The sequence below is a fragment of the Spirosoma spitsbergense DSM 19989 genome (assembly GCF_000374085.1).
GTDB lineage: Bacteria > Bacteroidota > Bacteroidia > Cytophagales > Spirosomataceae > Spirosoma > Spirosoma spitsbergense.
Map to the genome: position 1 here is coordinate 21,856 of NZ_KB893522.1, position 26,801 is coordinate 48,656.

Consider the following 26,801-nt stretch of genomic DNA (forward strand, 5'->3'; position numbering starts at 1 on the left):
TGGATCAACTGGGCCGAACGGTATTTTGGCAACGAAAGGTTTGTTTTTGGGAAACCTTTGTGTTACTTTGGCAAGTAGAAGGTGATCATTTCCTATACATTGTGTTTCGATGAACTTTGACGACGAGGACGACGACGACAACTTCCTGGACTGGGATGGCTTCGATGAGGACTACGATCCTGAAGAAGCCCGTGCCGAAATGGAGGCCGAAAACCGGCGCATTAAAAATCTGCCCATCCTCCGGAAGGCTAATGAATTGATGGAACTGACGCAGGCCATCGTTGAAACCATCAACAAAGAAGAGGATGTGCTGATGATGCATGAGCAGATGCTGGCCAATGCCATGATGCTGGCGCCAAAAATTGTTGGTGCCGAAGGAGGGGACTTATACACCCTGCGCATGGAAAACGCCGTCATTATAAAAATGCATGCCCGCGAATTACTTGCTCAAACATCCTATTGTAAAGCGGAGAAACTGACGGCCACTGCCTACCTGAACGTACTCCGTGAGGAAATAGAGCAATTCCGGCTGTTATTCGTTGAGTGGGTCAACAGCTTCGATAAAGATAACGATGCCCCCGACGATTGGGGCCTGTTCTATTGACCTGTTCAATTGCCGCTTCCTTCCTGAGAAAAGTCCGCCCGCGTCAGCCGTCGCTTCCGTACGATAAGTTGGTGGCGTAAATCACTGTAATACCATGCCGGTAATATATGTTTCGTAACTGGACAGACTATCTTTGTTTGTTGGCTATGACCGTTACCTGCCTGATATGAGAAATTTTTTATCGTCTTTTTGCCTGTTCACCGTACTGATTAACAGGACTATCGCTTTTGTTTTCCTCGGGTTACTCATTGGTTGGGGGCGGGTATACGCGTCCATTCCGCAACCGGCTGCTGCTCCTGCTGCCCTAACCGTAGTGGTAAGTACCGCAACGGCAGCCGTTTGTGCGGGAACCAGTACCACACTCACGGCGTCCGGTTGTCCTGCGTCCGGTTCTCTTCGCTGGTCAACTGCCCAAACCGGGAGCGTCATTAGCGTAGCACCAAAACAAACGACTTCGTACACGGCCATCTGCGAGGTAACCAGCACAACGGTTGTCAGTTCTACCGCTACGAGTACAACCGCTAACACTACAACGGCTATTGTAACAACCGTTACGGCAACCACCGCAACAGCTACGGTACGGGTTATCCAGCCGATCACGGTAAAGCTCGACACGATTCCTCCCGTATGCAACGGTAATAAAGACGGAATGGTCGTTATCAATGCCAGTGGAGGGTCAGGTGCTTTGCAGTATCAGTTTGATGGTCAGCCCTTTCAAACGCTCAATACATTCGGTGCTTTGCGGGCGGGTACGTATCCCATCGTTGTGAAAGATACGGAAGGTTGCCTGCTTCAAACGAGCGTTACGCTAACGCAGCCCCCGGCCTTATCCGCCAGTGTTTCGGTTATCAGTACAAAATGCGTTGGTGGCGCAGACGGGGCTATTTCAGTCGTAGCGTCGGGCGGGTCAGGTAACTACCGGTATGCACTCCTTAATGTTACTGCCCAGCAAACTAGCGGAGTTTTTCAGGATTTGAAGGCTGGAACAGAGTACACGCTTATCGTCTCTGATAAGAATACCTGTGTGCTGTATAAAGATATAACCATTGGGCAACCGACTCCATTTACCATCAAATTAACTCCTCAGTTAACCCGTTGCGTTGGCTCGGCCGATGGTAGCGTGGCCATTTCTGTTTCCGGCGGGTCGGGGGCGTATCAGTACAAGTTGGGCAGTGGACCCTTTCAGACGGGCGCACAATTTACCGGCCTGGCTGCCGGTACTTATGAGTTTACCGTTATTGATAACATCGGGTGTCAGGGAAAACAAAGCACAACAATCGGGCAGCCAGCCCCGCTGGTGCTGACTGCCTCAACTACACCCGTCAACTGTTTGGGACCTAGTACAGGCTCCATTAAAGTTGGCGCTACCGGTGGTACGGGGGCCGTGACCTATCAGCTTTCCGAACAAACAGCCCCGTCTGCTGCGGTATTCAACGGGGTTGCCGTGGGTACCTATACGATTGTTGGGACGGATGCCAATGGTTGCACGAGTCTCGCGTCGGCAACGGTCGGTAAAATAAATCCGGTAAAAGTGCAGGCCAGTGCCCTACCGGCAACCTGTTGTTCATGTGCTACCGGAGCCGTTAGTCTGACCGCTACGGGAGGGACGGGAACGGGCCTCCAGTTTCAGGTAATTGGTCGACCTTTACAGACGAATAGTCAAATCGGCCAGCTGACACCCAATACGTACCGGTTGCGGATAGTGGATGATGGCGGCTGTAGCGACTCTGCCACCGCCGTTGTGGTAGACCAGAATCCATTGAGCCTTTCAGTTGGTAGTGTCAACAATATTTCCTGTGCGGGAGGGAAAGATGGTGAGGCAACGGTTTTGGTAAAGGGAGGCACAAAACCATTTACCTATTACTGGCAGACCGAGCGGCAGGATACCCTCAAAAATTACGCTGCCAGACAGACCGCCCTGCCCGAAGGAACGTATACGGTGAGCGTACGGGATAGCAATCTCTGTAGCGCACCTACGGTATTCGTTACGGTAAAATCCCTGAATCCGGTGCCACCAAAGCCGGTTGTGAGCGTAGTCGGGAACAGCACCTTAACCGTCAACCAAACGACGGGTATCCAGTGGTACGTTCAGACGGGAACCAGTCCCGGCACACCGGTTCCCAATGCCACGGGGCCAACGCTTGTGCCGTTTGCCAGTGGTCAGTATTATGTTGTCACCACCGCCAATGGTTGCGCGTCGCCCCCGTCCGATGCCCTGAATTTTATACTGACTGCCCTCAATGAACCCATAGAATCATTATCGGTAAGAATTGTTCCGAACCCGGTAACTGACCGTCTGCGGCTGGAAATCGAACAGCCCGAACGGTCGGCCGTGCAGGTTGAAATGCTTGATGTCTCGGGTCGGGCAGTGCGTCAGTTTCAGCTACCGGCTTTCACGGGTAAAAAGCAGGCCGACTGGTCGCTCAACGGCGTTCCGGTAGGTACTTACCTGCTTAAAGTAGTGACCGGAACGCGCCAGTCGGTGCTGCGGGTAGGGGTGGAGTGATTGGCAGAATTTCATTGGACCGTCGATTGCCGAACGGGGCAGTGTTTGTACCTTTTCTTAATCAGCACGAAGCAACCGTTGTAACGGACTTTCAATCAGGTAGTACAGGAGATAGGCTGCTACAGTCAGCAGGATGAACCGAAGCCCACTGTGTGTGACGCCTGCCTTTTGTAATACGTTGCTTAAAAGGCCTGTATGGATAAGGTAGAAGGCATAGGAACTCCGGCCCAGTATCTGCATCAGTGGATGGGATAACAACCGGCCAGCTACTGACGGTTGGGTAATCAGCCCCGTAAAAAAGAAACCGATACCAATGGGAAGGAGGATGTTATACGTCAGAATTTCGCTCCAGATGCCCTGAACGGGATCTATTGTGAAATGGGATAAACCGGCCTGCCAACCGACGCAGCCAAGCAGGATAATCAGCCCTGCCAAAGTCGGGTATGGAACCCCAGGTAAGCGGTTCTGATGCCACCGCTGGGCCAGCCACATCCCCATAACAAACTCGAACCCCCGGCCAAAAAATGTGTAGAAAAAAATGAAGGAGAGGGGACTAAATAACCCATAAAAAGCCAGTTGCCCAATCGTTGTCCACAACAAGATACCCCCGCTAACCAGCCCAACCGTCAGCCAAAGTGGTCCCCAGCGTCTCAAGAGTAAAAACAGGAGTGGAGCCATCAGATAAAAACAAATTTCTACGGTCAAACTCCAGCTCTGTGCAATTCCACTGAATTTATACGCATTGAATAAGCCCTTCAGCAATGTTATATTCAGGCTGAATACTGATAACGACATCGGATTCCCCCGCCAGGTAGCCACGCCAACAGTTATGAGTAATAGCAGGGCATATAACGGATAAATACGGGCGAAACGGTTTTGTAGGTATCGTTGCCACGACCAGTTTTCCTGCCTGAAATAGGCATCGGCGTACCGGTGATAAATCAGAAAGCCGCTCAGCACGAAAAATACCGTTACGCCGATGTAACCCTGGTCGAACACGTGATGGGCAATTGTGCCGGGTGAAGCTGGGGTGTCGTGATGAAGAAAAACCAGATAGGCGGCAATGGCCCGCAGGCCGGTCAGGGCTGAGATATACTGGTCTGGTTTGCTGGAAACGGCCATTAGCGGGTCAGAATAAGCCGACCACTCAACTGCCCGGTTAACCCTGCCGCCACGGGCCAGGCTACCGGATCGGAAAGATTGATTGTGTACGTATATATCCCCGCCGGTAGCAGCGCACCCGCGTCTGAACGACCGTTCCATAGCCATTCATTCAGCCCGATACGGGTTGGTAAGGCAAGGTGCCGCACGACTTGCCCGTTCAGGTCGGTCAGGGTAATAATCAAGCCCTCTGGGGGCTGACTCCCGGTTAGGGTAAAGGCAAAAAGGGACTGGGCGTAAAATGGGTTTGGGTACACCTGCAAGCTGGTCAGTGCAGACTCCGCTACAACCCGAAAACTAACCTGATAAGGAATGGCCCTATTACCGATGGCATCGCGGGCTGTAGCCAGCAGGTGATAGAGTCCTTCGGATAGAAGCGGGGAGGGATAGCGTACGCGGAATGCACTGTCGGCACCTATCGCCGGGATAGTCGCTTTCTGCCAGCTGAGTCGCTCGAACGGCTCATTTTTGCCGGGTCGTTGCAGGTATAAATCAAGCCCCGTCGTGTCGTGCCGGATGAGCGAGTGGTTTTCATCGGCTACCAGCAGGTCAATCCGGGGCCTGGCCGAAACCACGGCCCCATCCGTAATGCGGGCACCATCGAACGCAACTTCCAGCAACGGTCCAAACGTGTCGGGTTGTACGAACAGGGGAACATTGAGGGTGTTGTTCAGATAGGAATATTCGGGTTGAAGATGCGGATTTACCGTGAGCACAAGCCGGTTGAGACCCGGTAGTTTTTCGGTGGCAATAGGGGTAGTGAATCGAACGGTGTCGGAAGGCATTGGGGAGGGTATCCGCCACTGGCTGGTTTGTGGATTCGATAACCCGGCCGCGTAAATCGTTTGCCGGACAATGAGTGAGTCACCGCCAAAGGCATAGGAACTCAGGTTGGTAAACGCCATCGGAATGTGCAATACCGCCCCCTGCTCTACGCTGGCCGGTAAGGGACTCGCCAGTGCCAGTTGAAGCTGCCCTTCGGGCAGGCCAGTCAATACGCTGGATGGGGCGTAAGTAAACGATGCCATAGACCAAGGGGCTAATCCTACCGCGCTATCGGCCCGACGAACGCGCCAGAAATACGGCGTGTTAGGGCGACTGGGTACAGTGGTCAGGTAACTAATGCTGTTGCCCGCCACCAGATGCTGCGTTTGTTTGAAGGGCGAGTTGAACTGGTTCGTGCTATCCAGTTCCAGGTCGAATGACTGGTTTCCATCACCAAAATACTGCGCGACCAACCGTACGCTGGTTGTTTTTACCAGGCCACCATCGGGCGGATAAACCAGAACAGGTTGTTGCGGGGCAACACTGATTTCAACCGTAGCCTGATTATTAGTCCGGTTGGCTTCGGTTTGGGAGTTGGGTAATCCGGTGGGATTGATGGTTACGTCGAACAGGTTTTGCCCGTCCGCCAGCCGGTCATTGGGAAATGTTATTGTCAGGGTATCCCGGTAGGCAACGGTATGGGGGATGGTTAGGTCGAATAGGCCCGATTCCCTCCCGTTCACCCGTCTGCGCACCAGAACTGGAAGCATCCCCGGTCTGTACTGCCCGGCATTCTGAATGACAGCCCGAATCTGTACCGAGTCACTCAGGGTTGTCAATGGCCCGTTGTGGGTATCCTGAACGGTTAGCCCTCCACTGGGCAGGGCGTAGTCGGGGGTTCGGAAGGGGAACAGGTGGATCGCCGGGTCGCCCTGCAGCACCATTTGTTGTGTATTTGCCAGGGTACGGCCACCGGGTGTTTGAGCCAGTACCCGCCGGATCGTTTCCTGCTGGAGCTGGCCTATGGATTTGTACAGGTACGTACTATCGGTCAGGAGGGTATAAAACTGCGTGGTGTACTCGTGCATCACCTCCGTGTAGCCGAGATGGCTCTGGGCGATGGCCGCAATAGCACCCCGGTTGGGTGTGAGAACCCAATCCGTTGTTAATGTTGGGCGGCCAAAAAAGAAATTCCCGATGGCACAGCCATTCACGAACAGGAGCGGGTATTGGCCGGTATTCCGGTAGCCGAGCGCATCGCTGGAAGCGAAACCAATGTCCAGGTCAGTCACGTCCAGTCCCGAATGCCCGAAGAAAGTGATTAAGCCAACGCCCGCGTTGACAGGTTTGGCGATGGGTAAGGACTCAACCAGATTGTCAGTTGCTTTCTCAAAGGTCGTCACCCGCGCTCCCAGCGACGGACTTATTGCCTGCTTTTGGTAGGAGTCTACTAACCCACGAAACAAGTCCCGCTCTCCCGATGACTGACCTCCGCTCAGGTGCAGGACGTTTTTACGCCAGAGCGCATCATCCGACGAACCTTCGTACTGCTTTACTTTATTGAGGTAATCGAGTACTTCCTGCGGTGTGCCCGCATTGATGCGACCCGTAGGCAGGGTCGGAACGTCCAGTTCCGTGCCGGACAGACCGGTGGTAAATGGGCCATCGGAGCCGGGAAATCCAGCGGTCATTACCATATCCAGCTGAGTCTGTAACGGGTTGCGCCGGATGCCGGGCGTACTGCGACTACGCCCAATCAGGAGCAGATAGGGCACTGCATCCCCCCGTTGCCGAAGCATTTGCCGGGCAAAGCGCCGGATAGCCAGTGGATGTCGCTCACCGTAACTATACTGGTCGAAAAGTTGCTGCATGGTTGCCGTGAGCGTGTCATAACTCCCCCCGGCTACCGATGCCCGGTAATTTGCATACGCCTGAATCGCGTTGATTGTACCCGACGTTCTGCCGGATTGTAACAGCAGGTCATGCGTGATAATCAGATAAGTTGGTTTTCGATTATGCCAATTGACGAAAGATACGGGCCGGATGTCAGGCGTTTTATGGAATTCGGATGTGCTGAACAGGGTACAGGGCGTATCGGTATTTCGTACCACAACCCGGACGGTGTTGACGGTTCGAGTCGTTGTGGTGCCTACCCGAATGGGCGCGTCAGGATTTGATATGTCCCAAAATCGAGTACCTGGTACTACGTTCGTTACGTCCATTCGGGAACGCCCCAGTGGATTGGATTCGAGTCGAAATACGGTTTGCGTCTGACCGTTCGCCGTTAGTTGCTGCGGATACCGGACCCGGCTATATGAAACGGAATAATCATCGGTAGGGGCAGCTTCCCCGTCGGAAACGGTCGAAACCGCTAATCGACCATCGGTGCCTACATCCGACCAGTTGACTGTATGCTGAATGCGGGCATTATCGTATCCCACAAACCGGGTGCTATTCAGTAATCGCTGACCTGTGAGTATCGACCCCACCAGGCAGTCTACCCGGTGATTGCTGAAGCCCCGCCCCACCACTAACATGTCAATCGCTGGCTTTGGGCCATCCCTACCTGCGTTTGTCAGTTGAAAAGGGATGGCGAATGGTTTATCTTTCTGCTGGATTGGACCCGTGTAGCCTTCGCCCGCTTCGTAGTAGCTATATTCTACCTTTTGGGGCAGACCAGCGGCCCAGCCGGGGTAGTTGTCGGTGAATAGCCGTAGCTCCTCCGCCCAGTGGTAGGTTTCCGGAACCAGATTGCTGGTGGTATCGGTGTACGCAGCCATGCGTTTACCGGGTTGCACTGCCCTGTTGGGCAGGTTGAGCTGCCACGTCAGGAAATAAGCAGTAGTGTCGTTGAACAGGCTATAATACGGGTGAGGCTGGGCTGTGTACGGTCGGTAGAGAAGTGAATCAGGTGCTCCATCATTACGCTGCCCATAAAATTCAAGAAAATCACCTGTGTCAAAATGACCGTCTGCCTCTCCGTCAACGTAAATAGCCTGCTCCACGCCCCGGTGGAAAAGCTGCATGGTACCGGGCGTAATCTGCTGAACCGGCACACCCGCCTGTTGTAGTTCAGTTGCGGTTAGGCGATAAATCCCATTTTCGGCAATCGGTATCTTATAATAGGGCTGATCGTAGTTGATCCAGCGCGTAGGGTCGGGGTCGTTCGGGCTGGATTGGGCCTGCGTGCGTACAGGAAAGACGATCAGCAATACGACCGCCACTCCGGTAATGGCCGTATACGGAAGCTTGCTGATTGCCAATGGAGTGGATGTTTGTGTGTAAACAACTCTAACGCAACGGATACCTCACAAGCCTGCGTTGCGGTTTACGTAGCCTAGGCTACATTCATTCTTTAGGTCGGTACCTTTGGTCCCCGAAAACAAGGGTACCGACTATCTGTTTAGGGAAAACAGCGATGTGCTTATTTTGGCGGGCATTAAAACGCAGGCGTGATATTTACCGCTTCCACCTTCATTATTTCAGGGACTGCTTTCAGAATAGCTTCTTCCAGCCCCCCTTTGAACGTCATAGCCGACATAGGACATGTACCACACGACCCCATCAGTTCGAGCCGTACTGTTTTATCATCAGTCACTTCCAGGATTTTTACGTTTCCGCCATCAGCTGCTAGATAGGGCCGCATACTGTCGAGGGCCTGCTCAATCCTGGTGATTAATTGATCGTTGGTAACTACCGTTTCCATTACAAATTGATTTACGGTAAATTTATACGTTTTATGTGATTTATGCAACCTTAACCCGTTCTGTACGCTCTACCGTTGCGTTACGGATGGCGACCTGTTGCGCCAGGGCTTCTGCCGTTGCCCGGAAGGCTTCGCTGGCAATGGGTTCTCCGGCACTGATGGCCGGGCGGCCTTCATCGCCCGCTTCACGAATGCTCTGGACGAGGGGAATCTGGCCCAATAGGGGTACGTCAAACTTATCGGCCAGCAGTTGCCCACCTCCTTTGCCAAAAAGGTAGTACTTATGGTCGGGCAGTTCGGCCGGGGTGAAGAAAGACATATTCTCGATGACACCGAGCACGGGTACGTTGATTTGGGGCTGCCGGAACATGGATAGTCCTTTAGTTGCATCAGCCAGGGCCACCTTTTGGGGGGTGGTAACGATAATGGCCCCCGTAACCGGAACGGTTTGCACCAGCGTCAGGTGAATATCGCCCGTGCCGGGAGGGAGGTCAATGAGCAGGTAATCCAGCTCACCCCAGTCGGCATCGGAGAAAAACTGCTGCAGGGCCCGGCCCGCCATAGTTCCCCGCCATATGATCGCCTGACCGGGTGCTACTAAAAAGCCCATCGACAGTATTTTTATGCCAAACTGCATGATTGGTTCCATGCGGGTTTGCCCGTCCTGCTGAAAAATGCGGGGTTGAATATTCTCCGCGCCGAACATGGTAGGCATGGAAGGACCATAAATATCCGCATCAATGATGCCTACTCTGGCCCCTGATTTATGCAACGCAATGGCCAGATTCGCCGTAACGGTTGATTTGCCGACACCGCCTTTGCCCGACGAAACGGCAATAATGTTTTTCACGCCCGGCAACGTGGGGGCGTTGGCCCGCGTTGAGGTCACGTCAGACGTCATATCAATCGTAACCTGAATACTGGCCCCGATGTGGGTATGAATGGCATCTTCGCAGCGTTTGCGGATAACCTCTTTGAGCGGGCAGGCAGGTGTGGTTAGCACCACCGTAAACCGTACGGAACTGATACCCAGCGTAACGTCTTTCACCATGTTAAGGGAAACGATATCACGCTTCAAATCGGGTTCTTCAACGGTGCTCAACGCCCGAAGTACGGCTTCTGTTGATAACTGGTAATCAGACATAAATAATGAATAATGTAGAATGTAGAATGTACCGCGCGGGCGGCCCCGAATGGATAATGAGCGACTTTTCAACGATGTATTATTCATCGTACATTGTCCATTATACATTTTCCCAAACGCCCGCTAACGTCTGCCAGTTCCGCCGAAACGTTTACCCGTTTCGATAGTGTTTCCAATTGCGTGAGGAGCCTGGACAGAAACAACCGGTGCACCGGACTGTCATCACCGTACAGCGGGCGGTGCGCCAATGACTTGCGGATTTGTGCCCATTCGGTAATGAAACCGCGAAGGTCGGTATCAAACGCGCTTTCCGCAAACTTACTGAAAATATAGTCGTGCGCCTGGGCATTGGGATGAATCATATCCGCTTCGTAAAACCGATAATCGCGCAGGTCGTCCATCATCAGTTCATAAGCGGGGAAGTAATGAACCCAGGTGTGCCAGATGGTGAGCTCGTGGCTGATGACGCGCAGGGTCGATTTACTCACGCTGTTGAGCGGTAGGGTATCGCGCGTGTGCCGAACGGGACTGACCGTTACTGCTACCTTCAGACTGGGATTGGCTTTGTGCAGGGTTTTCAGCAGCCGGGTCATATCGTCGCGGAGATGGTCAATATGATACAAGTATCGCTCAAACAAGGCTCCCGGCATTTTATGGCAATTGGCTACTACCTTACCCGTTTCGATGTGCCGGTACACCACCGCCGAACCGAGGGTGAGTAGTAAAAAGTCTGCCTGCCGAATGGCGTTGGCCGTTGTGGCCAGGATGACTTTCAGTTTATCCCGAAGTTCGCCCTGACTGGTTGCCCACAAGGACGAATGAAAATCGTAGTGAAACCAGACCCCGTCGCGTTCAAGGTATCGATTTTCGTCCGGCATCGTTCCCTGAAGGGCCATCGTTACTAGTTTAGCGATGGAGACCGGGTTGAAAATGGTGCCGAATGGGTTGTTCAGAACGGTTAGTTTATGATCTACTAACCGTTGCCCCATTACCTCGGCAAAGCAGGAGCCAAGAGTCACGACTCGGCTCTTCAGACCGATTCGTGAGGGGAGTGCTTCGGGTGAAAATTCGGTATGAAACTGCATACCTTATCAACAAAAAAACGGCCCGTTTGGGTCCGTCTCTGTGAAAAGATTTTCTGGTCTAAGGTCTTGATTATGAGTTAGAAAAAAAGTTTTTCATACGCTGTTATATTCGCTTCTTCATCGAACAGAGCCAGCACGGAAACGCGAAACCCGACTACCTGTTTTGACTCGATTTCTTCCTGCTGACTAAACGTACCCACAGATGCGTACTCTTCCAAATCTGGATCTAATTCGTACTGCTCTACCGTCTTTTTGCCGGGATTAACGATCCAGTATTCGGCTATCCCATTAGCCGCATAATCAGTAAACTTTACTCCCCTGTCACGTTTGGCTGTTCCTTTAGACAGCACCTCGATCACTAAATCTGGGGCAGGTAATTTCATCTGGTCGGCGGTGAAAAGTACCGCTTTTTCCTGCTTCCAGAAGCAAACATCCGGTTCATAGTCGTTGCGAATTAGGGCAATCAAGGCTTTTTCGGACGCGACCCGGCCAATTTTCTTCTTGATGGCATACAAACTCAGTAGTCGATAAATATTCCCCACAGTGGTCCAGTGCCGTTCTTTGACAGGGGAGTGCATTACAATCTGTCCATTAATAAATTCAGCTTTCACGTCTTCTTTTAACCAGGCGTAAAAATCCTCCCGCCTGCGGGCTTCCTGCCGCAAAGCCAGTTCCGCCTGTTTTATAAGTTGCGGTAGATTGGGTGCATCTAATAATTGCTCAATATCGAGGGTGGCCATTGAAGGGATTTATTTACCCAAATATAACAAAAAAACGACCGGCTTCGCTTCAGAGCGGCCGGTCGTTTGTATCGGAAAAAGTTACGGCTTATTCAGCCGAAACAACATCAAATTTTACTTTGTGCTTCACTTCCTTATGCAGGTCCAGCGAAGCTTCGTAGGTACCAAGGGTTTTTACATCTTCAACCGTAATTTTCTTCCGGTCGATGTCAAATCCTTTCTCACGAAGGGCTTCAGCCACCTGGGTATTGGTTACCCGACCAAAGATCTTGCCGCTGTCGCCCGCTTTCGCTGGGATCGTCAGCGTCATTTCACCAATGCCATCAGCAATGTTCTGAGCGTCGGTCTTTAGTTTTTCGGCTTTGTGGGCCGCCTGACGAATGTTTTCGGCAACAATCTTCTTGTTAGAGTCGGTTGCCATCATAGCATACCCCTGAGGAATCAGGTAGTTGCGTCCGTAACCGGGCTTCACCGCTACGGTGTCGTTCTTGTAGCCCAGGCCGGCAATATCGGTTTTTAAAATGATATTCATTTCTTGAAAAGTCGTAAGTCGTACAAGTCGTAAGCCGTAAGTCGCTGACGCAGGCTATAACACCTGCGACGCACGACTTTACGCCTTACGACTATAGATTTATTTCAGTGAATCGCCTACGTAAGGCAGGATAGCTAAATGACGAGCGCGTTTGACAGCCTGGGCCACTTTGCGCTGGTTTTTTAGGGTCGTTCCTGTCAGCCGTCGGGGCAGGATTTTACCTTGCTCGTTCAACAGTTTCAGCAGGAAGTTGCCATCCTTATAGTCAATGTATTTGATGCCGGCTTTCTTGAAGCGGTCGTATTTTTTGCGGTTCTCGGTTTTCGAGACAGATTCGTTTTGCAGACTCATGATTACTTGGCCTCCCCGGCGTTTTCGGTTTGTTTTTTCTTACCCACTAAGCCATTGCGCTTCTTGTCATTGTAGGCAACAGCGTGCTTGTCGAGCGAAATCGTCAGGTGACGAATGATACGCTCATCACGGAGGTACTCAGTGTTGAGTTTCTCGATGATCGTGCCGGGGGCCTTAAACTCGAAGAGTTGATAGTAACCCGTGTTCTTGTGCTGTATTGGATAGGCCAGTTTGCGAAGGCCCATATGGTCTTCATGAATAAGCTCCGCACCGTTGTCGGTCAGCACTGCACGGAACTTATCAACGGCGTCCTTCATCTGAGCATCAGATAAAACGGGAGTTAAAATGAACACCGTCTCGTAGTTATTAGGAAACATTGTTTGTAATTGGTTTGAAATGAGGGCGCAAAGGTACGAAAAAAAAGCACTGGGCCAAAGGCGTAAGATGAAAAAGTTCGTCTTACGCCTTTGGCCCAGTGCCCCGTGTCCGCTGCTATTTTATCGTGAACTCCCCTTCGCCAATGCGAAATCCTTCGCTGTAGACCTCGATGTTGTACTTGCCTGGGTTGAAACGTTGCCCTCCCCGACCGTAGAAGAAGTCGATACGCTGGCGGCTATTGTCAAAATTAAAACGCTGCATAGCCGTGTAAACCATGCCCTGCCCGTTGTAGGTGAACTCGCCAGACCCCGTTGCCATATCCGAGATGACGGCTCCACTGGGGTCCATAACACGTATGTATACCACCTTTTCGTCTTTTTTAGCCAGGCCGTTAGGGGCTAACAAAACAGATACGTGAATTTTATCGGTCTTTTTTGCTTTGTAGGTACCGCCGTCGTTTTCTTTGCCTCGGGCGTTAACACTATTAACCGTAACGGCTTCGGCCCTCAATGCGGCAGCTATAGACACCTTTTCGGCAAGTTCCTGGTTTTTGGTGGTGACCGACATGACCGAATCACTCAGGGATTGTCTTTCGGCTTTCAGACCACTGTTTTCCTCCGCTAATGCTTCGTTTTGCTGCGCCAGGACACCGTTTTCTTCTTTCAGCCGGGCAATCTCCTGGTCTTTCTGTGCCAGAATGGCCTGGTAATTTCGAATTTTCTGGTCGTACTTCTTATTATCGAATGAGCCGACGTTCTTTAGTTCACGCTTGTCCTTTTCCAGTTGCGTCTTCACTTTCATGAGTGAATCGACGTTGCCGCCTAATCGCTGAATTTCAGCGATCTTGGAGTCTAACTGGGCTGATATAGAGTCGAGTTTAGTTTTTGCAATCAGCACTTCCTCCGTTTTGGCCGCAATAGTGGCATCTTTTGTTTTGTTTTCCTGCTTCTCCTGGTAGTAGAAATATAACAGCAGCAGATTAAGGGCAGCCAGAATAAATAAGGCCGCTAATAAGTAACTACGACTATTATTTTGGGGTTGTGGTCGGGGTTCCATAGGTGTCATTAATTAAACGGACAGGTTAAGCTTGAAATCTTTACCAGAACTAAAGTGCTGGGTAATTTATTATCTCTTTAGCTAGTTTGTGGCCAAAAAACACGACAAAACGCGTGATTCCTACCCCTAACTTTGCACAATAATACTAAAACAGGGCCATAAAGGTGCTACGGAAGGCAGTATGATTGAGGATACCATTAAACAGATCGAGCATCAATTAGCGGGTAAAGCTGCCTTGATCGCTGTGACAAAAACGAAGCCTGTTGCGCTGTTACGCGAAGCGTACGATGCCGGTTGTCGGCGGTTTGGGGAAAACAAAGTGCAGGAAATGGCCGAAAAGCAGCCTCAGTTACCAGCCGATGTAGAGTGGCATTTAATTGGTCACCTGCAAACCAATAAGGTCAAGTACATTGCGCCTTTTGTGGCACTGATTCAGTCGGTGGATAGTCTTCGGCTGTTGCAGGAGATCAATAAGCAGGCGTCCCGGCAAAATCGGACGATTGACTGTCTGCTCCAGATTTATATTGCCGATGAAGAAACCAAATTTGGCCTTTCGGCCGATGAGGCCGAAGCTCTACTCGCTGATGCTGCGCTGGATGAGTTACCAAATATCCGTATTATCGGTCTGATGGGACTGGCAACCAATACCGGTAACGAGGATCAGGTCAGGCAGGAATTTAGGGGACTAAAAGCTTTGTATGATAAATTAGCACAGATTCAGCGACCCATGATTCAGTTTAGCGAGCTGTCGATGGGTATGAGTGGCGATTATCAACTGGCCGTTGAGGAAGGCAGCACCATGGTCCGGGTTGGGAGTGCTATTTTTGGAAGCAGAAACTAAACGGGTTCACGGTTTGAGGTATGTAGTTTCTGCCGGGTCACCGGTGCGGTTACGCGAAGCGGTATTGCTGCTTTTGCCTTAATCAAGCTCAGGCCCCATCCCGTAACCATAAACAGAAAACCATATTTTATGAAATTCTTTATTCAAGCCGGCGCGTTACTTGGCTTATTAGGTGTTGCACTGGGTGCGTTTGGCGCTCATGCCCTCAGGAGCATGCTTGAGGCATCGGGTCGGGGTGCTACGTTTGAGACGGCGGTAAAGTATCAGTTTTATCATGCTTTTGCGCTGGTGCTGGTGGGCCTGCTCATGCACACGTTCGGTACTAATCCTACTGTTGTGAAACTGCTCAACTGGGCAGGTTATTCGTTTCTGGGGGGCGTCATTATTTTTTCCGGCTCACTATATATTCTCTGTTTCACGGGTATTACGTGGCTCGGTGCTATCACACCCATCGGTGGGCTGGCCATGATTGTGGGCTGGGCGCTGATGCTGTGGGCATTTGTCTGAAATGATGAATGATGCAACGGGGTTCATCATTCATCATGGAAATCTTATCTTTGTCTTTTTATTCTGAGAATAATGCAAACTAATGTAGCGGCTGAAACTGCCCGTCGGCGGACATTCGCCATCATAAGCCACCCGGATGCCGGTAAGACCACGCTAACTGAAAAGCTTCTGCTGTTTGGCGGGGCAATTCAAACGGCCGGGGCGGTAAAATCGAATAAAATCAAGAAGACAGCTACCTCCGATTTCATGGAAATCGAGAAGCAGCGGGGTATCTCCGTCGCTACGTCGGTTATGACGTTTGACTACGATAACCTGAAAATTAATATCCTCGATACACCTGGTCACAAAGACTTTGCGGAAGATACGTACCGCACGCTGACGGCTGTCGACAGTGTTATTCTGGTGATCGACTGCGTGAAAGGCGTTGAGGAACAAACCGAACGGCTGATGGAAGTTTGCCGGATGCGGGATACGCCGGTTATTATATTTATCAATAAACTTGACCGCGAAGGCCGCAATCCGTTCGACCTCCTGGATGAGCTGGAAGAGAAACTGAACATTCGGGTGCGGCCCATGACATGGCCGGTCAACATGGGCTCCGACTTTAAAGGGGTATACAGCCTCATCGAGAAAAAATTATATTTCTTCAAAGCCAACAAAACGAAGGTCGAGGCCGATGTACTACCCATTGACCTGGCGGATGATTTGCTCGATGAGAAAGTCGGTGCCCGCGATGCGGCTCAGCTCCGGGAGGATGTTGACCTGATTGACGGGGTATATGACACGTTCGAGCGGCAGGCGTATCTGGATGGACAGCTGGCCCCGGTATTCTTTGGGTCGGCGGTCAATAACTTCGGGGTAAAGGAACTGCTGGAAGGGTTCTGTGATATTTCGCCCGAACCCATTGCCCGTCCTACCGATAAGCGCGAGGTGCAGCCCGATGAAAAGAACTTCAGTGGCTTTGTCTTCAAAATTCACGCTAATCTGGACCCTCGTCACCGCGACCGAATTGCGTTTCTGCGTATTTGTTCGGGCGTTTTTGAGCGGGGTAAATTCTACCATCATACGCGTCTGGATAAAAACGTGCGCTTTGCCAGCCCATTTAGTTTTATGGCTGATAGCAAAAGCGTGGTGGAAGAAGGATTTCCCGGCGATGTGGTTGGGCTTTACGATACGGGCACCTTCAAAATCGGCGATACGCTGACCGAGGGTGAGGAGTTGCAGTTTCAGGGAATACCCAGTTTCTCCCCCGAAATTTTCAAGGAACTCGTTAATCTGGACCCCATGAAATCCAAGCAACTGGACAAAGGTATTCAGCAATTGACGGATGAGGGGGTAGCGCAGTTATTCACCCTTGAACTGGGTAATCGTAAAATCGTTGGTACCGTAGGGGAGCTTCAGTTCGAAGTTATTCAGTACCGACTGGAAAACGAATACGGGGCTAAGTGCCGATGGGTACCGCTCAACTACACGAAGGCCTGCTGGATTACGGCGGAAGATCCGGCAAAACTGGCGGAGTTCATTCGGCTAAAAGGCAACCAGATCGCGTACGACAAAGATCACAACCCGGTTTTTCTGGCTGAATCGGACTGGATGCTGCGTATGAACCAGCAAAATAATCCGGATGTAACGTTCCATTTAACATCAGAGTTTAAGGTAGCTGCCTAGAATCACCATTGCCGTCTATTTTAGGCCGCTACCGTAAACTCATTGCGGTCGAATCGGTTAATACAGGTATTACTCACGTTAAACGGATAATACCCATGACAAACTTACTCGCTGCCGCTGCCGTCGTTCTGCTGTGTGCCGGAACGGTCAGTGCCCAACAAAAACCAGCCAAAACAAAGACAAAATCGACGGCCGGGGCACCAACCAAAAATGAAGTGATGCGCTCAAATCCCTCCGCCGAGAATACGCACGACGGTACAGGTGGTGTGTCGGTCGGAGTGGGAACGGCTCCCGCTGGTACGGGCTTGACAAACGGTCAGAACCAGGCTATTAGCAGTGGTTCAACAACGGGTACAACAAAAGTAGACGCTCATAGCAGTACCCGGACCAGTGCTTCGTCGGTAAAGGCCAAAAAGAAAGCACCTAAGTCGGGCAATCAGTAATTAATGATGGTGATTTTTCTGATGAATGAAAGACAGCGCCAGGAGAACGAACTGGTACCCAACTGTCAACAACAGGAGAGCCTCCGTCGCGGAGGCTTTTTTGTTGTATGGATTATATGAAAAGGAGATTACCAGGCTACATAACCCGGCCTGAGTTCTCGCTGACGAAAGCACCCCAGGCACCCTTCTTGTTCTTCTTGCCCGGCGCAACCGGCAGGGCGTTTTCGTGGAAGTGGTGGCAAATGGCGATTGCTAAGGCGTCTGTAGCATCGAAAAACTTCGGGTCGAGATCCTGCCGAAGCAGATGACCAACCATCTGCGATACCTGCTCTTTGGAGGCATTTCCATTGCCCGTAACCGACTGTTTGATACGCCGGGGCGCATATTCAACAATGGGAATATTGCGCGAAAGAGCGGCTGCCATTACAACGCCTTGTGCCCGGCCCAGCTTGAGCATAGCCTGAACGTTTTTACCGAAAAAAGGGTCTTCGATGGACATCTCATCCGGATGGTACTCATCAATCAGCCGCAGAATGGTTTCGTAGAGTTTCTGGAGCTTGAGCTGGTAGGTGCTATATTTGCTCAACTGAACCACGCCGTACTGAATCATGCTCATAACGCCCCCCGATACGGAGATGATACCGTAACCGGCAACCATAGTGCCTGGGTCTACGCCCAGAATAATTTTCTCTTTGGTCGTATCAACGGGCTTGGGCGTTATAATCATGAATACGGTGTTGGGTCTTTTACAAAGTAACGTGTTCTTGTCTGTTTTGTCGCTGAATTCGGGTAAAAAAATCATTTTCTGGACTAAAATCGCTGTTTTTGCTTTACTGCTGGTTTATATCGGTTATGTGCTGCGTCAACAGCCGTTCGACTGGACTGTGCTGCGAAAGCAGTTGCGAACCGTTGAACACCCCGAATGGTGGGCTATTGGTTTATGCACGCTTACGCCCGTGAACTGGGGGCTCGAAGCCCTGAAATGGTGGATACTGCTTCAGCGGGTGGAAAAGACGTCGTTCGGGGCGGCCTACAGCGGGGTACTGGCGGGTGTCTCGCTGGGATTTGCGCTACCCGCCCAATTGGGTGATACCGCTGGCCGGGTGCTGTCCCTGCGTGATGGTAAACGAGGATCGGCCATAGGGGCCTCCCTGGTGTCGGGGGGGATGCAGTTCTACGTGGCACTGGTCATGGGAACGATAGCCTGGGCATACCATATACGTCTGGTCCCCGACCGCAACAGTACTGCCGGATGGTGGCTGCTGGTGCTACTGGGTACGCTATCCGTGGGTGGTGTGGTATTCGGGCTTATTCGCACCCGGCTGCTGACTTGGTTGTCTGGCCGGGCAGGGTTGAAACGCTTTGCCACCTATTGGAACGTGGCCGGGTTGTATTCAGATCGTGAAATAGCCCTGGCACTGCTGGTAGCCACCTTACGGTATGGTGTATTTGCCATCCAGTTTTATCTGGCCCTGCGTGTCGTTGGTATAGTGATGGAGCCGAACGTAGCCGCGTCGGGAATTGGACTGGTCTTCCTGGTGAAGACCGTAACACCCGCTTTTAACCTGCTGAGTGATCTGGGCGTTCGGGAAGCGGCTGCGCTGTGGGTATTTGCGCCCTTCGGTCTTTCGGTCCCGGTGATGATTACCGCTACACTACTACTCTGGTTCGCTAATATTCTGCTACCCGTGCTGGTTGGCCTGTACTGGGTCTGGAAACTTAAACTAACTGCCGAATGACTTTATTTCTGCTGGCCGTTAGCCTGCTGTATGCTTTGTTTACTACCCTGCTCTGGATAATCTGGCTCCGTATGCCGACTTTCACTCCGGGCGTTACCGGCATGAGTAGCCCGCGTGTTACGGTCATCATCCCGGTCCGGAATGAAGCGTCAACCATCGGGAAACTACTGGACGATCTGAGCAGGCAGACCTTTCGCCATTTTGAGGTAATCGTAGCGGATGATGCGTCAACGGATAACACCGGGCAACTTGTCCGGCAATATGCCGAACAGGCGTCTTTCTCACTGTATCCACTTTCGCTGAGTAATGAGCGTACCGCATCCCCCAAGAAACGCGCCATCACCCAAAGTATCGCACAGGCCACGGGCGACCTTATCGTTACCACCGATGGTGACTGCCGGGTTGGTCCCGAATGGCTGGAGACGATTGCTGCGCTTTATACCCGAACGGGTGCCAAACTGATTTCGGGACCGGTAACGTTCACGGATGAACACAGCTTGTTCGATACGCTGCAAACGGTGGAGTTTGCCAGCTTAATCGGTTCCGGTGCGTGTACACTGGCACTGGGACACCCAACCATGTGCAATGGAGCCAACCTGTGTTACGAAAAAAAGGTATTTACGGAAGTAGGTGGGTTTGCCGGCGTTGACCACCTGGCTTCTGGCGATGATGAATTTCTGCTGCACAAGATTGCCGCCCGGTATCCGGATGGTATTCGTTTTCTGAAAAGTGCGGAAGCAATCGTCCGTACCGGACCACATCGGTCGTGGAGCGCATTCTACAACCAGCGAAAACGCTGGGCCAGTAAATGGAAAGCGTACGCGAGTTACGGACCGTCGGTGCTGGCCGTGTTTATCTTCCTGAGTAATGCTGCACCTATTATGAGCTTACTGGGCTGGCTGGGGGGGTATTTAACCGGAAATACGGTGCTGGTGGTGCTGGGCCTGAAAGTTATTCCTGAATTCCTGTTCCTGCGTCAGATACTCGTTTTTTTACGAAAAAAGCCGACCGTTTGGGGTATCCCATTAACGCAGTTGATTTACCCGATCTACGTACTTTTTTTCGGCCTGGCCGCTCAGGGGAAAGGGTATGTCTGGAAAGATCGCAGGCTTACATAAGCAGACTAACGGTGGTGTTGCAGGTTTCCTGAGGTAACACAACAACCGTCTTTAAAAAACAACCTTAACCATCAGCGTAGCTAAAAGTGCGGCAATGGTAAGGACTGTTGACCAGGTAATCGTGTTAACTACGTCAATTGATGAAATGAAGCGGTGCATGCTACAAAAATAAGTTACGGTGAATGTTCTACAAACTTAATGTTTATACATGTAATTGGTAAATATACTTAGTGTGATTTCTGGGTAATATTTATTAAACGCCGTAATTTATAGTTGTAAGTAACTATAAATTAACCACATTTTAATGAGATTGGTAGGTGTTTAGTGGAACAGTAAAAAGTTATTCAACCTGATTTTGGGCACTTTTTATTGGTTCTAGGCTTAATCATGCTGCCTACGGGGGGGGGAGGTAATCGTATAGCATAGTATGATAGTATAGTACATCAGATGAAATAGAAATCAGTTTTGAGCAGAGAGACTAAACTTATTGCTGCATATACTGGTATTTATTTAGAAGTAGATTATCCCCAACTTTGGAACGGAGATCAACTAGTTGCAGGGACCTAGAACCTTTCCGAAAGAATCTGTTTATTATCAGCCAGTAGCCGTTTATCTATGATTTTTCTTCACAAGTCTAACTTTCTATTCCGGACAATCTATCCCGAATGCTGGTGGAAGATTGTGGATGAGTCCGAACCAACGATTTATCTGACGTTTGATGATGGGCCTATTCCCGAAGTAACGGAGTTTGCCCTGGAGCAACTGGATAAGTTTTCGGCGCAGGCTACTTTTTTTTGTATTGGCGATAATGTTCGTAAGCATCGTGAGGTGTTATACCGCGTGCTCGAAGCGGGGCATATGGTCGGGAATCATACGTTCAATCACCTCAACGGCTGGAAAACGGATGATGCCGTTTACCTGGATAATATTCAGCAGTGCCAGGACTTGCTGGGCGTAGAAACGTCGTTGTTCCGTCCGCCCTATGGCCGGATTAAAAAGACGCAGGCGGCTCAGGTGATGGAAAACTATTCTATTGTTATGTGGGATGTGCTGACGGGGGATTTTGACCGGAAACTATCCCCCGACGTATGTCTGAAAAAGACAATTCAGTACACCAAACCCGGCTCTATTGTGGTCTTTCACGATAGTTTGAAAGCCTGGCCAACCATGCGGTACGTGCTGCCCCGAGTGCTGGCGTATTTTGCCGAGAGAGGCTTCTCATTTCGCGCCGTTCCACAACCCATTTATGCCGGCTACTAGCCCCCCCGACCAACAATACCCGCTGGTCAGTATTCTGATTGCTGCCCGCAACGAACAGGAAACTATACTTACCTGCCTGCGGGCAGTCAGCGAGATCCACTACCCGGCCGACTCCATTGACGTGCTGATCGGCAATGATCAGTCTACCGACCAGACCGCAGCACTGGTTGCCGAATTTGTGCGGGACAACCCCGTTTTCCGCCTGCTCACTATCACGGAGTCAGTGGATGGGCTGCCTGGTAAGGCCAATGTGCTGGCGCAGCTGGCCCGACAGGCTAAAGGACAGTATCTGTTTTTTACGGATGCCGATACGCAGGTGTCACCAGACTGGCTTACCGAAATACTGCGCTCGTTTACCGGCAACACGGGTGTGGTAACGGGGGTTACGCTGCCAGAAGGGACGTTGGTATTTGACAAACTACAAACCCTTGACTGGCTGTATAATCTGACCCTTACGCATTTGCTAGGCATCGTAGGCATGCCCATTACGGCCATGGGCAACAACATGGCCGTCAGTCGTTCTGCTTATGATGCTGTTGGCGGGTACGAATCACTGCCCTTTTCGGTGACGGAAGACTACGCTCTTTTTCGGGCCATTCTGGCGAAAGGCTACGGTTTTCAGAATCTGCTTAGTGAATCGGTACTGGCTCATACCGAGCCAGTTGCTACATTCAGGGCATTTTTGCAGCAGCGCAAACGCTGGATGCGGGGAGCCACCGCCTTGCCCGGTTGGATAGTGGGTTTTTTGTACGGCAATTACCTGGCCGGACCCTTGCTGTTGCTGATCGGCTGGTTCTCTCCAGTGCTGGCCATCGGGCTGTACCTGAGTCGGCTCTTAATTCAGACAATGGTTCTTTCGCTGGGATTGAGCAGACTGCGGCAAACCAGATTGTGGCCGTATGCGTTGTTATTTGATGGGTACCAACTCATTATCGGGCCAATAGCCGTAGTTTTTTACTGGTTGCCCACAAAAATTGACTGGAAAGGAAGGAAATACGCATGATACTTATTGACACCCACGCCCATATTTATGACCCGCAGTTTGCCGGGGAAACAGCGCGCACGGATGGGGATAACTGGCTGGAACGGGCTACTGCCCAGCAGATCAGCCAGATCTGGATGCCCAACTGTGCCCGCGAAACCATACCGGGAATGATGGCCCTGGCCGAGCTGTATCCCGACCGCTGCCTGCCCATGATGGGCCTGCACCCGTCTTACGTGACGGATACCGTGGAGGATGAACTGGCGGCTGTGGAAGAAAATCTGAGCCGCCATGCCTTCATGGCCGTGGGCGAAATTGGGCTGGATTTTTACTGGGATATGACCTACGTCGATCAGCAGTTCAGTGCGTTTGAAACCCAATTGCGCTGGGCTTCCGAACAAAAACTGCCCGTGTCCATGCATACCCGCTCCGGCCATGACCGAAACGCATTTCAGGAAGCCGCCAATTTGATTGGAAAACTGGCGTTGCCCGATCTGACGGGTATTTTTCACTGTTTTGTCGGTACCCTCGACGAAGCCAGCCGAGCCATCGAAATGGGGTTTAAGCTGGGGATTGGTGGCGTTAGTACATTCAAAAATGGGGGACTGGACACGGTGCTGCCACACATAGGGCTGGACCATCTGGTGCTGGAAACCGATTCGCCTTATCTGGCTCCCGTACCGTATCGGGGTAAACGCAACGAACCGGCTTATCTGCGCCTGATTGCCCAGCGGGTTGCCGATCTGAAACAGCTACATGTGGACGAGGTGGCCCGCCATACAACCGCCAATGCCCTGGCGTTGCTCCCCGCCTTATATACCAATTTGCTGCCGGGATAGCGGTCGCTAACTAAAATCCCTGATTCCGACGTTACCTTTACAGCATGATACCCACCGCCAAAATGCCCCTTTCCGGTCCCCAAACACCGACGATTCGTCCGCGCTTCGATGATATTTTCATGGATCTGGCCGTAAATCTGGCCAAGCGTTCGCACTGCATCAAGGCGCAGGTAGGTGCGGTGCTGGCTCGCGAAACCCGTATCATTTCCATTGGCTACAACGGTCCTCCCGCCGGAACCCACAACTGCGACGAAGAATTTCCCGAAGCCGGTTGCCCCCGTGACTCGAAAGGGTCGTGTTCGCTGGCGCTGCATGCCGAACAGAACGCGATTTTGTACGCGGCCAAAAACGGTTCTGAGATTGAAGGAGCTACTATTTACGTTACCCTGTCGCCCTGCATTGCCTGCGCCCGAATCATCTATAGCATGAAAATAGCCCGGGTCGTTTACCTGAATTCCTACGCGGAATACAAAGGAATACCGTCTGACGAAGGCGTCGATTTCCTGCGCCGGTTTGGCGTAACGGTCGAACGCTACGTGGCTGGCATGGATGCTCCTGTAGAACAGCCATGAATATTCTGGCCCATGCCTACCTGTCGGACCGGCAACCGGGGCTTGTCATCGGCAATTTTATCGGTGATTTTATCAAGGGTAATCCCAAAAATCCCCGCCATAACCTCACATCAGGCGAAGTGACAGGCGTTCGATTGCACCGGGCTATTGACACCTTCACGGATGCCCATCCTGATGTGGCGGCTGTTCGGGACTTGTTACACCCGCGCTGCCATAAATACGCCGGTGCGGCTGTCGACATTTTCTTCGATCATTTTCTGGCGGTCGATTTCCTGCCCCTAACCGGCGAGACCCTGTCCGGGTTTGTGCCGGATTTCTACCATGTTCTAACCGTGCATGCCGCCCGGCTGCCACCCGCTGCCGGGCGCATGGCCGAGTACATGATCCGGCAGGACTGGCTAACGAACTATCAGTTTGCCGAAGGCATCGACCGCTCCCTCAAAGGTGTATCCCGCCGAACGGCTTACCCATCAGGGCTGGACACGGCTATCATCGATTTTACGGCCTATTACGATCAGATTGCCCGGCATTTCTCGCTTTTCTGGCCTGCGCTGGTCGAGCACTGCCAGCAAACGCGCACGTTGCTTCTAAGTGAGTAAATTCAGTTGAACGATTGCCTGAATTCGAGGGGGGAGAGGTGAGTCTTGCTCTTGAATAATTTGTTGAACGACTGCGGGTATTCGAAACCCAACTGGTACGCGATCTCGCTGACAGACAGTGTAGTGGTTGAGAGAATCTCTTTGGCTTTCCCGATCAGTTTGTTGTGAATGTGCTGCTGGGTACTTTGTCCGGTCAGTTTTCGCAGCATATCGCTTAAATAATTGGGCGAAACGTGCAGCATGTCGGATATGTACTGAACCGTAGGAAGGCCCCGGGCTGGAAGCCCCGTTGCCTGTACTTTTTCCTGATCAAAACAATCCGTCAGAATCTCTTCCAGCCTGGTCAGTATATCATGACTCGCCTGTTTGCGGGTGATGAACTGGCGGTTATAGAACCGGTTGGCATAATTAAGCAACAAGTCAATGTGCGACACGATTACATCCTGCGTGTAGCCGTCGATGCTGGACCGGTATTCCTGATCGATATTCTGGAAAATGGTAGCAATCAGGGCTTCCTCTTTTTCGGAAAGGTGTAGCGCTTCATTGACCGCGTAAGAAAAATAGCCGTGTTCTTTGATACTTTTGGCTAACGGGTATTGCTGGATAAAATCGGGATGGATGACCAGCCAGTAGCCGGATATGGCTATATCATCTGGCGTAATAGTCGAAATGACCTGCCCCGGTGAAAAAAAGGTCATTATCCCCTCGTCGAAATCGTAGTAGTTCTGCCCGTACTTCATTGTCCCGGCAAATCCTTTTTTGATACAGATCGAGTAAAAGTTATAGATTACGCTGGTCAAGTCTTCATCGAAGTGGCAGGTCACGTCCCCCAGATTGATGACGCTTACCAGTGGATGCGCTGGTTTGGGTAAACCCAGTATCCGGTGTAACTCCGACACTGAATTGATAACGTAAGGAGGATTCGTCGTTTTTTTCATTGCAGTCGATTTGTAGGAACAAGGAAAAACGACCAATGCGTTTTCCTCGTTCCTGTGTTTGACGGTTATAAACCAACCATAGACATACCGGCGGCATCATAGCGATCGCCGGTCGATACGCCGAGCGGTACAATGGCTTCCAGTTGTGCCAGTTCGTCGGGTGTCAGGGTTATAGTGGAGGCCGCTATATTTTCTTCCACGTATTTCCGGCGCTTGGTGCCCGGAATAGGAACAAACCCTTTCGCAATGATCCAGGCAATGGCCAGTTGCGGGGCCGATATCTCTTTTGTGTTTGCCAGTTGTTTGATCGCATTGATCAGTTCGATGTTTTTATAAAACTGTTCGCCCTGAAAACGGGGAATGCCCAGTCGGAAATCGTTTTCCGGGAAATCGTCCGGATTTTTGATATCGCCGGAGAGAAATCCCCGGCCCACGGGTGAATACGCTACGAACCCTATACCCAGTTCCCGGAGGGTGTCCAGAATGCCCTCTGCCTCAACGCTGCGCTCGAACAGGGAGTATTCCGTTTGTACAGCCGTCATTGGATGAATCTGATGCGCCTTCCGGATAGTGGCCGATGATACTTCCGACAGACCAATGTAGCCGACTTTCCCTTCCCTGACCAACTCGGCCATTGCCCCAACGGTTTCTTCAATGGGCGTGTTCGGGTCCAGCCGGTGCAGGTAATACAGGTCGATATAATCGGTACCCAGATTCTTCAGCGAGCGTTCAACGGCTTTTTTAACGTAATCCGGCTGGCCGTTTATCCGCCGGGTCAGTTGTTGATTATCATCGATTTCGTACCCGAACTTGGTCGCGATGATATAGCTGCTTCGGTTCCCCTTTATCGCTTTTGCAACCAGTCGTTCATTTGCCAGCGGCCCGTATAAATCGGCCGTGTCTAAAAAATTGCCACCCAGCTCCAGCGAACGGTGAATCGTAGCGATTGCTTCGGTCTCATCCGCTTTCCCATAAATATCCATTCCCGCAATTTTGGTCATTCCCATACAGCCAAGCCCTACATTCGGAACGATGAGTCCCTGACCACCCAGTTTTGTTTGTTGAATACTAGTCATCTGTGTACCTTTTTTGTTGTGTGTTTTAACGATACAAAGGTCAACAGACCCGAAAACAGAAAAGTAGCCCAATCTCTTAATGTTGTATCCAGAATGGAGCAAGGTTCCTGTTAAGCTGGTTTGCTGAGCGTCGGATGGGTAAAATCTTACGGATAAACCGATGCGGTAGTGGCCAAACCGTTAATTTTGCG

The 26,801-nt window shown here is 51.3% G+C and carries 26 protein-coding genes; 13 read left to right on the forward strand and 13 right to left on the reverse strand.

Annotated features, from left to right (window positions below):
• Positions 1–109 precede the first annotated feature (109 nt).
• On the forward strand, positions 110–604 hold the full coding sequence (locus tag B157_RS0113305) for a hypothetical protein (protein WP_020603810.1): 495 nt from the start codon (positions 110–112) through the stop codon (positions 602–604).
• Positions 605–770: 166 nt separating this feature from the next.
• On the forward strand, positions 771–3,110 hold the full coding sequence (locus tag B157_RS35300; protein ID WP_084761810.1) for a T9SS type A sorting domain-containing protein: 2,340 nt from the start codon (positions 771–773) through the stop codon (positions 3,108–3,110).
• A 57-nt stretch (positions 3,111–3,167) separates the two neighbouring features.
• Here B157_RS35300 and B157_RS0113315 read toward each other — a convergent pair whose 3' ends face one another.
• The 10 genes from B157_RS0113315 to B157_RS0113360 form a co-directional block, all read right to left on the reverse strand.
• Positions 3,168–4,232 (reverse strand): acyltransferase family protein, encoded by a 1,065-nt coding sequence (locus B157_RS0113315; protein WP_020603813.1) that lies wholly within the window; start codon positions 4,230–4,232, stop codon positions 3,168–3,170.
• On the reverse strand, positions 4,232–8,299 hold the full coding sequence (gene porU2, locus B157_RS0113320; protein ID WP_020603814.1) for a putative type IX secretion system sortase PorU2: 4,068 nt from the start codon (positions 8,297–8,299) through the stop codon (positions 4,232–4,234). Before porU2 ends, B157_RS0113315 begins: the two co-directional genes overlap by 1 nt.
• A gap of 176 nt (positions 8,300–8,475) precedes the next feature.
• Entirely contained in the window at positions 8,476–8,742 is a 267-nt protein-coding gene (locus B157_RS0113325) for a NifU family protein (protein WP_020603815.1), read from the reverse strand.
• Between the two features lie 40 nt (positions 8,743–8,782).
• On the reverse strand, positions 8,783–9,886 hold the full coding sequence (locus tag B157_RS0113330; RefSeq protein ID WP_020603816.1) for an Mrp/NBP35 family ATP-binding protein: 1,104 nt from the start codon (positions 9,884–9,886) through the stop codon (positions 8,783–8,785).
• Between the two features lie 83 nt (positions 9,887–9,969).
• Positions 9,970–10,971, reverse strand: coding sequence for a GSCFA domain-containing protein (locus tag B157_RS0113335; protein ID WP_020603817.1), 1,002 nt, complete (start codon positions 10,969–10,971; stop codon positions 9,970–9,972).
• Between the two features lie 77 nt (positions 10,972–11,048).
• A complete protein-coding gene (locus tag B157_RS0113340) occupies positions 11,049–11,711 on the reverse strand; it encodes a Uma2 family endonuclease (RefSeq protein ID WP_020603818.1) in 663 nt (220 codons plus the stop codon).
• A gap of 88 nt (positions 11,712–11,799) precedes the next feature.
• The gene (rplI, locus tag B157_RS0113345; RefSeq protein ID WP_020603819.1) at positions 11,800–12,243 is read right to left on the reverse strand and encodes a 50S ribosomal protein L9; all 444 of its coding nucleotides are present in this window, start codon (positions 12,241–12,243) and stop codon (positions 11,800–11,802) included.
• A 99-nt stretch (positions 12,244–12,342) separates the two neighbouring features.
• Complete coding sequence (rpsR, locus tag B157_RS0113350) at positions 12,343–12,594, reverse strand: 30S ribosomal protein S18 (RefSeq protein ID WP_018620831.1); 252 nt, start codon at positions 12,592–12,594, stop codon at positions 12,343–12,345.
• Positions 12,595–12,596: 2 nt separating this feature from the next.
• Positions 12,597–12,971, reverse strand: coding sequence for a 30S ribosomal protein S6 (gene rpsF / locus B157_RS0113355; protein ID WP_018620832.1), 375 nt, complete (start codon positions 12,969–12,971; stop codon positions 12,597–12,599).
• 115 nt (positions 12,972–13,086) lie between these two features.
• Positions 13,087–14,028, reverse strand: a complete 942-nt coding sequence (locus B157_RS0113360) for a hypothetical protein (RefSeq protein WP_020603820.1) — start codon at positions 14,026–14,028, stop codon at positions 13,087–13,089.
• A 181-nt stretch (positions 14,029–14,209) separates the two neighbouring features.
• Here B157_RS0113360 and B157_RS0113365 point away from each other — a divergent pair, with 181 nt between their 5' ends.
• The 4 genes from B157_RS0113365 (at position 14,210) to B157_RS0113380 (ending at position 17,487) form a co-directional block, all read left to right on the forward strand.
• Positions 14,210–14,869 (forward strand): YggS family pyridoxal phosphate-dependent enzyme, encoded by a 660-nt coding sequence (locus B157_RS0113365; RefSeq protein WP_020603821.1) that lies wholly within the window; start codon positions 14,210–14,212, stop codon positions 14,867–14,869.
• 129 nt (positions 14,870–14,998) lie between these two features.
• Positions 14,999–15,376, forward strand: a complete 378-nt coding sequence (locus B157_RS0113370) for a DUF423 domain-containing protein (protein ID WP_020603822.1) — start codon at positions 14,999–15,001, stop codon at positions 15,374–15,376.
• Between the two features lie 72 nt (positions 15,377–15,448).
• The gene (locus B157_RS0113375; RefSeq protein WP_020603823.1) at positions 15,449–17,044 is read left to right on the forward strand and encodes a peptide chain release factor 3; all 1,596 of its coding nucleotides are present in this window, start codon (positions 15,449–15,451) and stop codon (positions 17,042–17,044) included.
• 95 nt (positions 17,045–17,139) lie between these two features.
• The gene (locus B157_RS0113380; RefSeq protein ID WP_020603824.1) at positions 17,140–17,487 is read left to right on the forward strand and encodes a hypothetical protein; all 348 of its coding nucleotides are present in this window, start codon (positions 17,140–17,142) and stop codon (positions 17,485–17,487) included.
• A gap of 136 nt (positions 17,488–17,623) precedes the next feature.
• Here B157_RS0113380 and ruvC read toward each other — a convergent pair whose 3' ends face one another.
• Positions 17,624–18,214, reverse strand: coding sequence for a crossover junction endodeoxyribonuclease RuvC (ruvC, locus tag B157_RS0113390; RefSeq protein ID WP_041952090.1), 591 nt, complete (start codon positions 18,212–18,214; stop codon positions 17,624–17,626).
• A 46-nt stretch (positions 18,215–18,260) separates the two neighbouring features.
• Between ruvC and B157_RS0113395 the strand changes: the two genes are divergently transcribed.
• The 7 genes from B157_RS0113395 (at position 18,261) to B157_RS0113425 (ending at position 24,596) form a co-directional block, all read left to right on the forward strand.
• Positions 18,261–19,226 (forward strand): lysylphosphatidylglycerol synthase domain-containing protein, encoded by a 966-nt coding sequence (locus tag B157_RS0113395; protein WP_020603827.1) that lies wholly within the window; start codon positions 18,261–18,263, stop codon positions 19,224–19,226.
• Entirely contained in the window at positions 19,223–20,344 is a 1,122-nt protein-coding gene (locus B157_RS0113400) for a glycosyltransferase family 2 protein (protein ID WP_020603828.1), read from the forward strand. Before B157_RS0113395 ends, B157_RS0113400 begins: the two co-directional genes overlap by 4 nt.
• 615 nt (positions 20,345–20,959) lie before the next feature.
• Positions 20,960–21,604, forward strand: coding sequence for a polysaccharide deacetylase family protein (locus B157_RS0113405; RefSeq protein ID WP_020603829.1), 645 nt, complete (start codon positions 20,960–20,962; stop codon positions 21,602–21,604).
• Entirely contained in the window at positions 21,591–22,607 is a 1,017-nt protein-coding gene (locus tag B157_RS0113410; protein ID WP_020603830.1) for a glycosyltransferase family 2 protein, read from the forward strand. The genes B157_RS0113405 and B157_RS0113410 overlap by 14 nt, the downstream gene beginning before the upstream one ends.
• The gene (locus B157_RS0113415; protein WP_020603831.1) at positions 22,604–23,425 is read left to right on the forward strand and encodes a TatD family hydrolase; all 822 of its coding nucleotides are present in this window, start codon (positions 22,604–22,606) and stop codon (positions 23,423–23,425) included. Before B157_RS0113410 ends, B157_RS0113415 begins: the two co-directional genes overlap by 4 nt.
• A 44-nt stretch (positions 23,426–23,469) precedes the next feature.
• The gene (locus B157_RS0113420; protein WP_020603832.1) at positions 23,470–23,997 is read left to right on the forward strand and encodes a deoxycytidylate deaminase; all 528 of its coding nucleotides are present in this window, start codon (positions 23,470–23,472) and stop codon (positions 23,995–23,997) included.
• Positions 23,994–24,596, forward strand: coding sequence for an acyl carrier protein phosphodiesterase (locus B157_RS0113425; RefSeq protein ID WP_020603833.1), 603 nt, complete (start codon positions 23,994–23,996; stop codon positions 24,594–24,596). Before B157_RS0113420 ends, B157_RS0113425 begins: the two co-directional genes overlap by 4 nt.
• Positions 24,597–24,598: 2 nt before the next feature.
• Here the strand turns inward: B157_RS0113425 and B157_RS0113430 are convergent, their stop codons facing one another.
• Together B157_RS0113430 and B157_RS0113435 are read right to left on the reverse strand one after the other, a co-directional pair.
• Positions 24,599–25,534, reverse strand: coding sequence for a helix-turn-helix domain-containing protein (locus B157_RS0113430; RefSeq protein WP_020603834.1), 936 nt, complete (start codon positions 25,532–25,534; stop codon positions 24,599–24,601).
• Positions 25,535–25,599: 65 nt separating this feature from the next.
• Positions 25,600–26,610, reverse strand: a complete 1,011-nt coding sequence (locus B157_RS0113435; RefSeq protein ID WP_020603835.1) for an aldo/keto reductase — start codon at positions 26,608–26,610, stop codon at positions 25,600–25,602.
• Between the last annotated feature and the right edge of the window lie 191 nt (positions 26,611–26,801).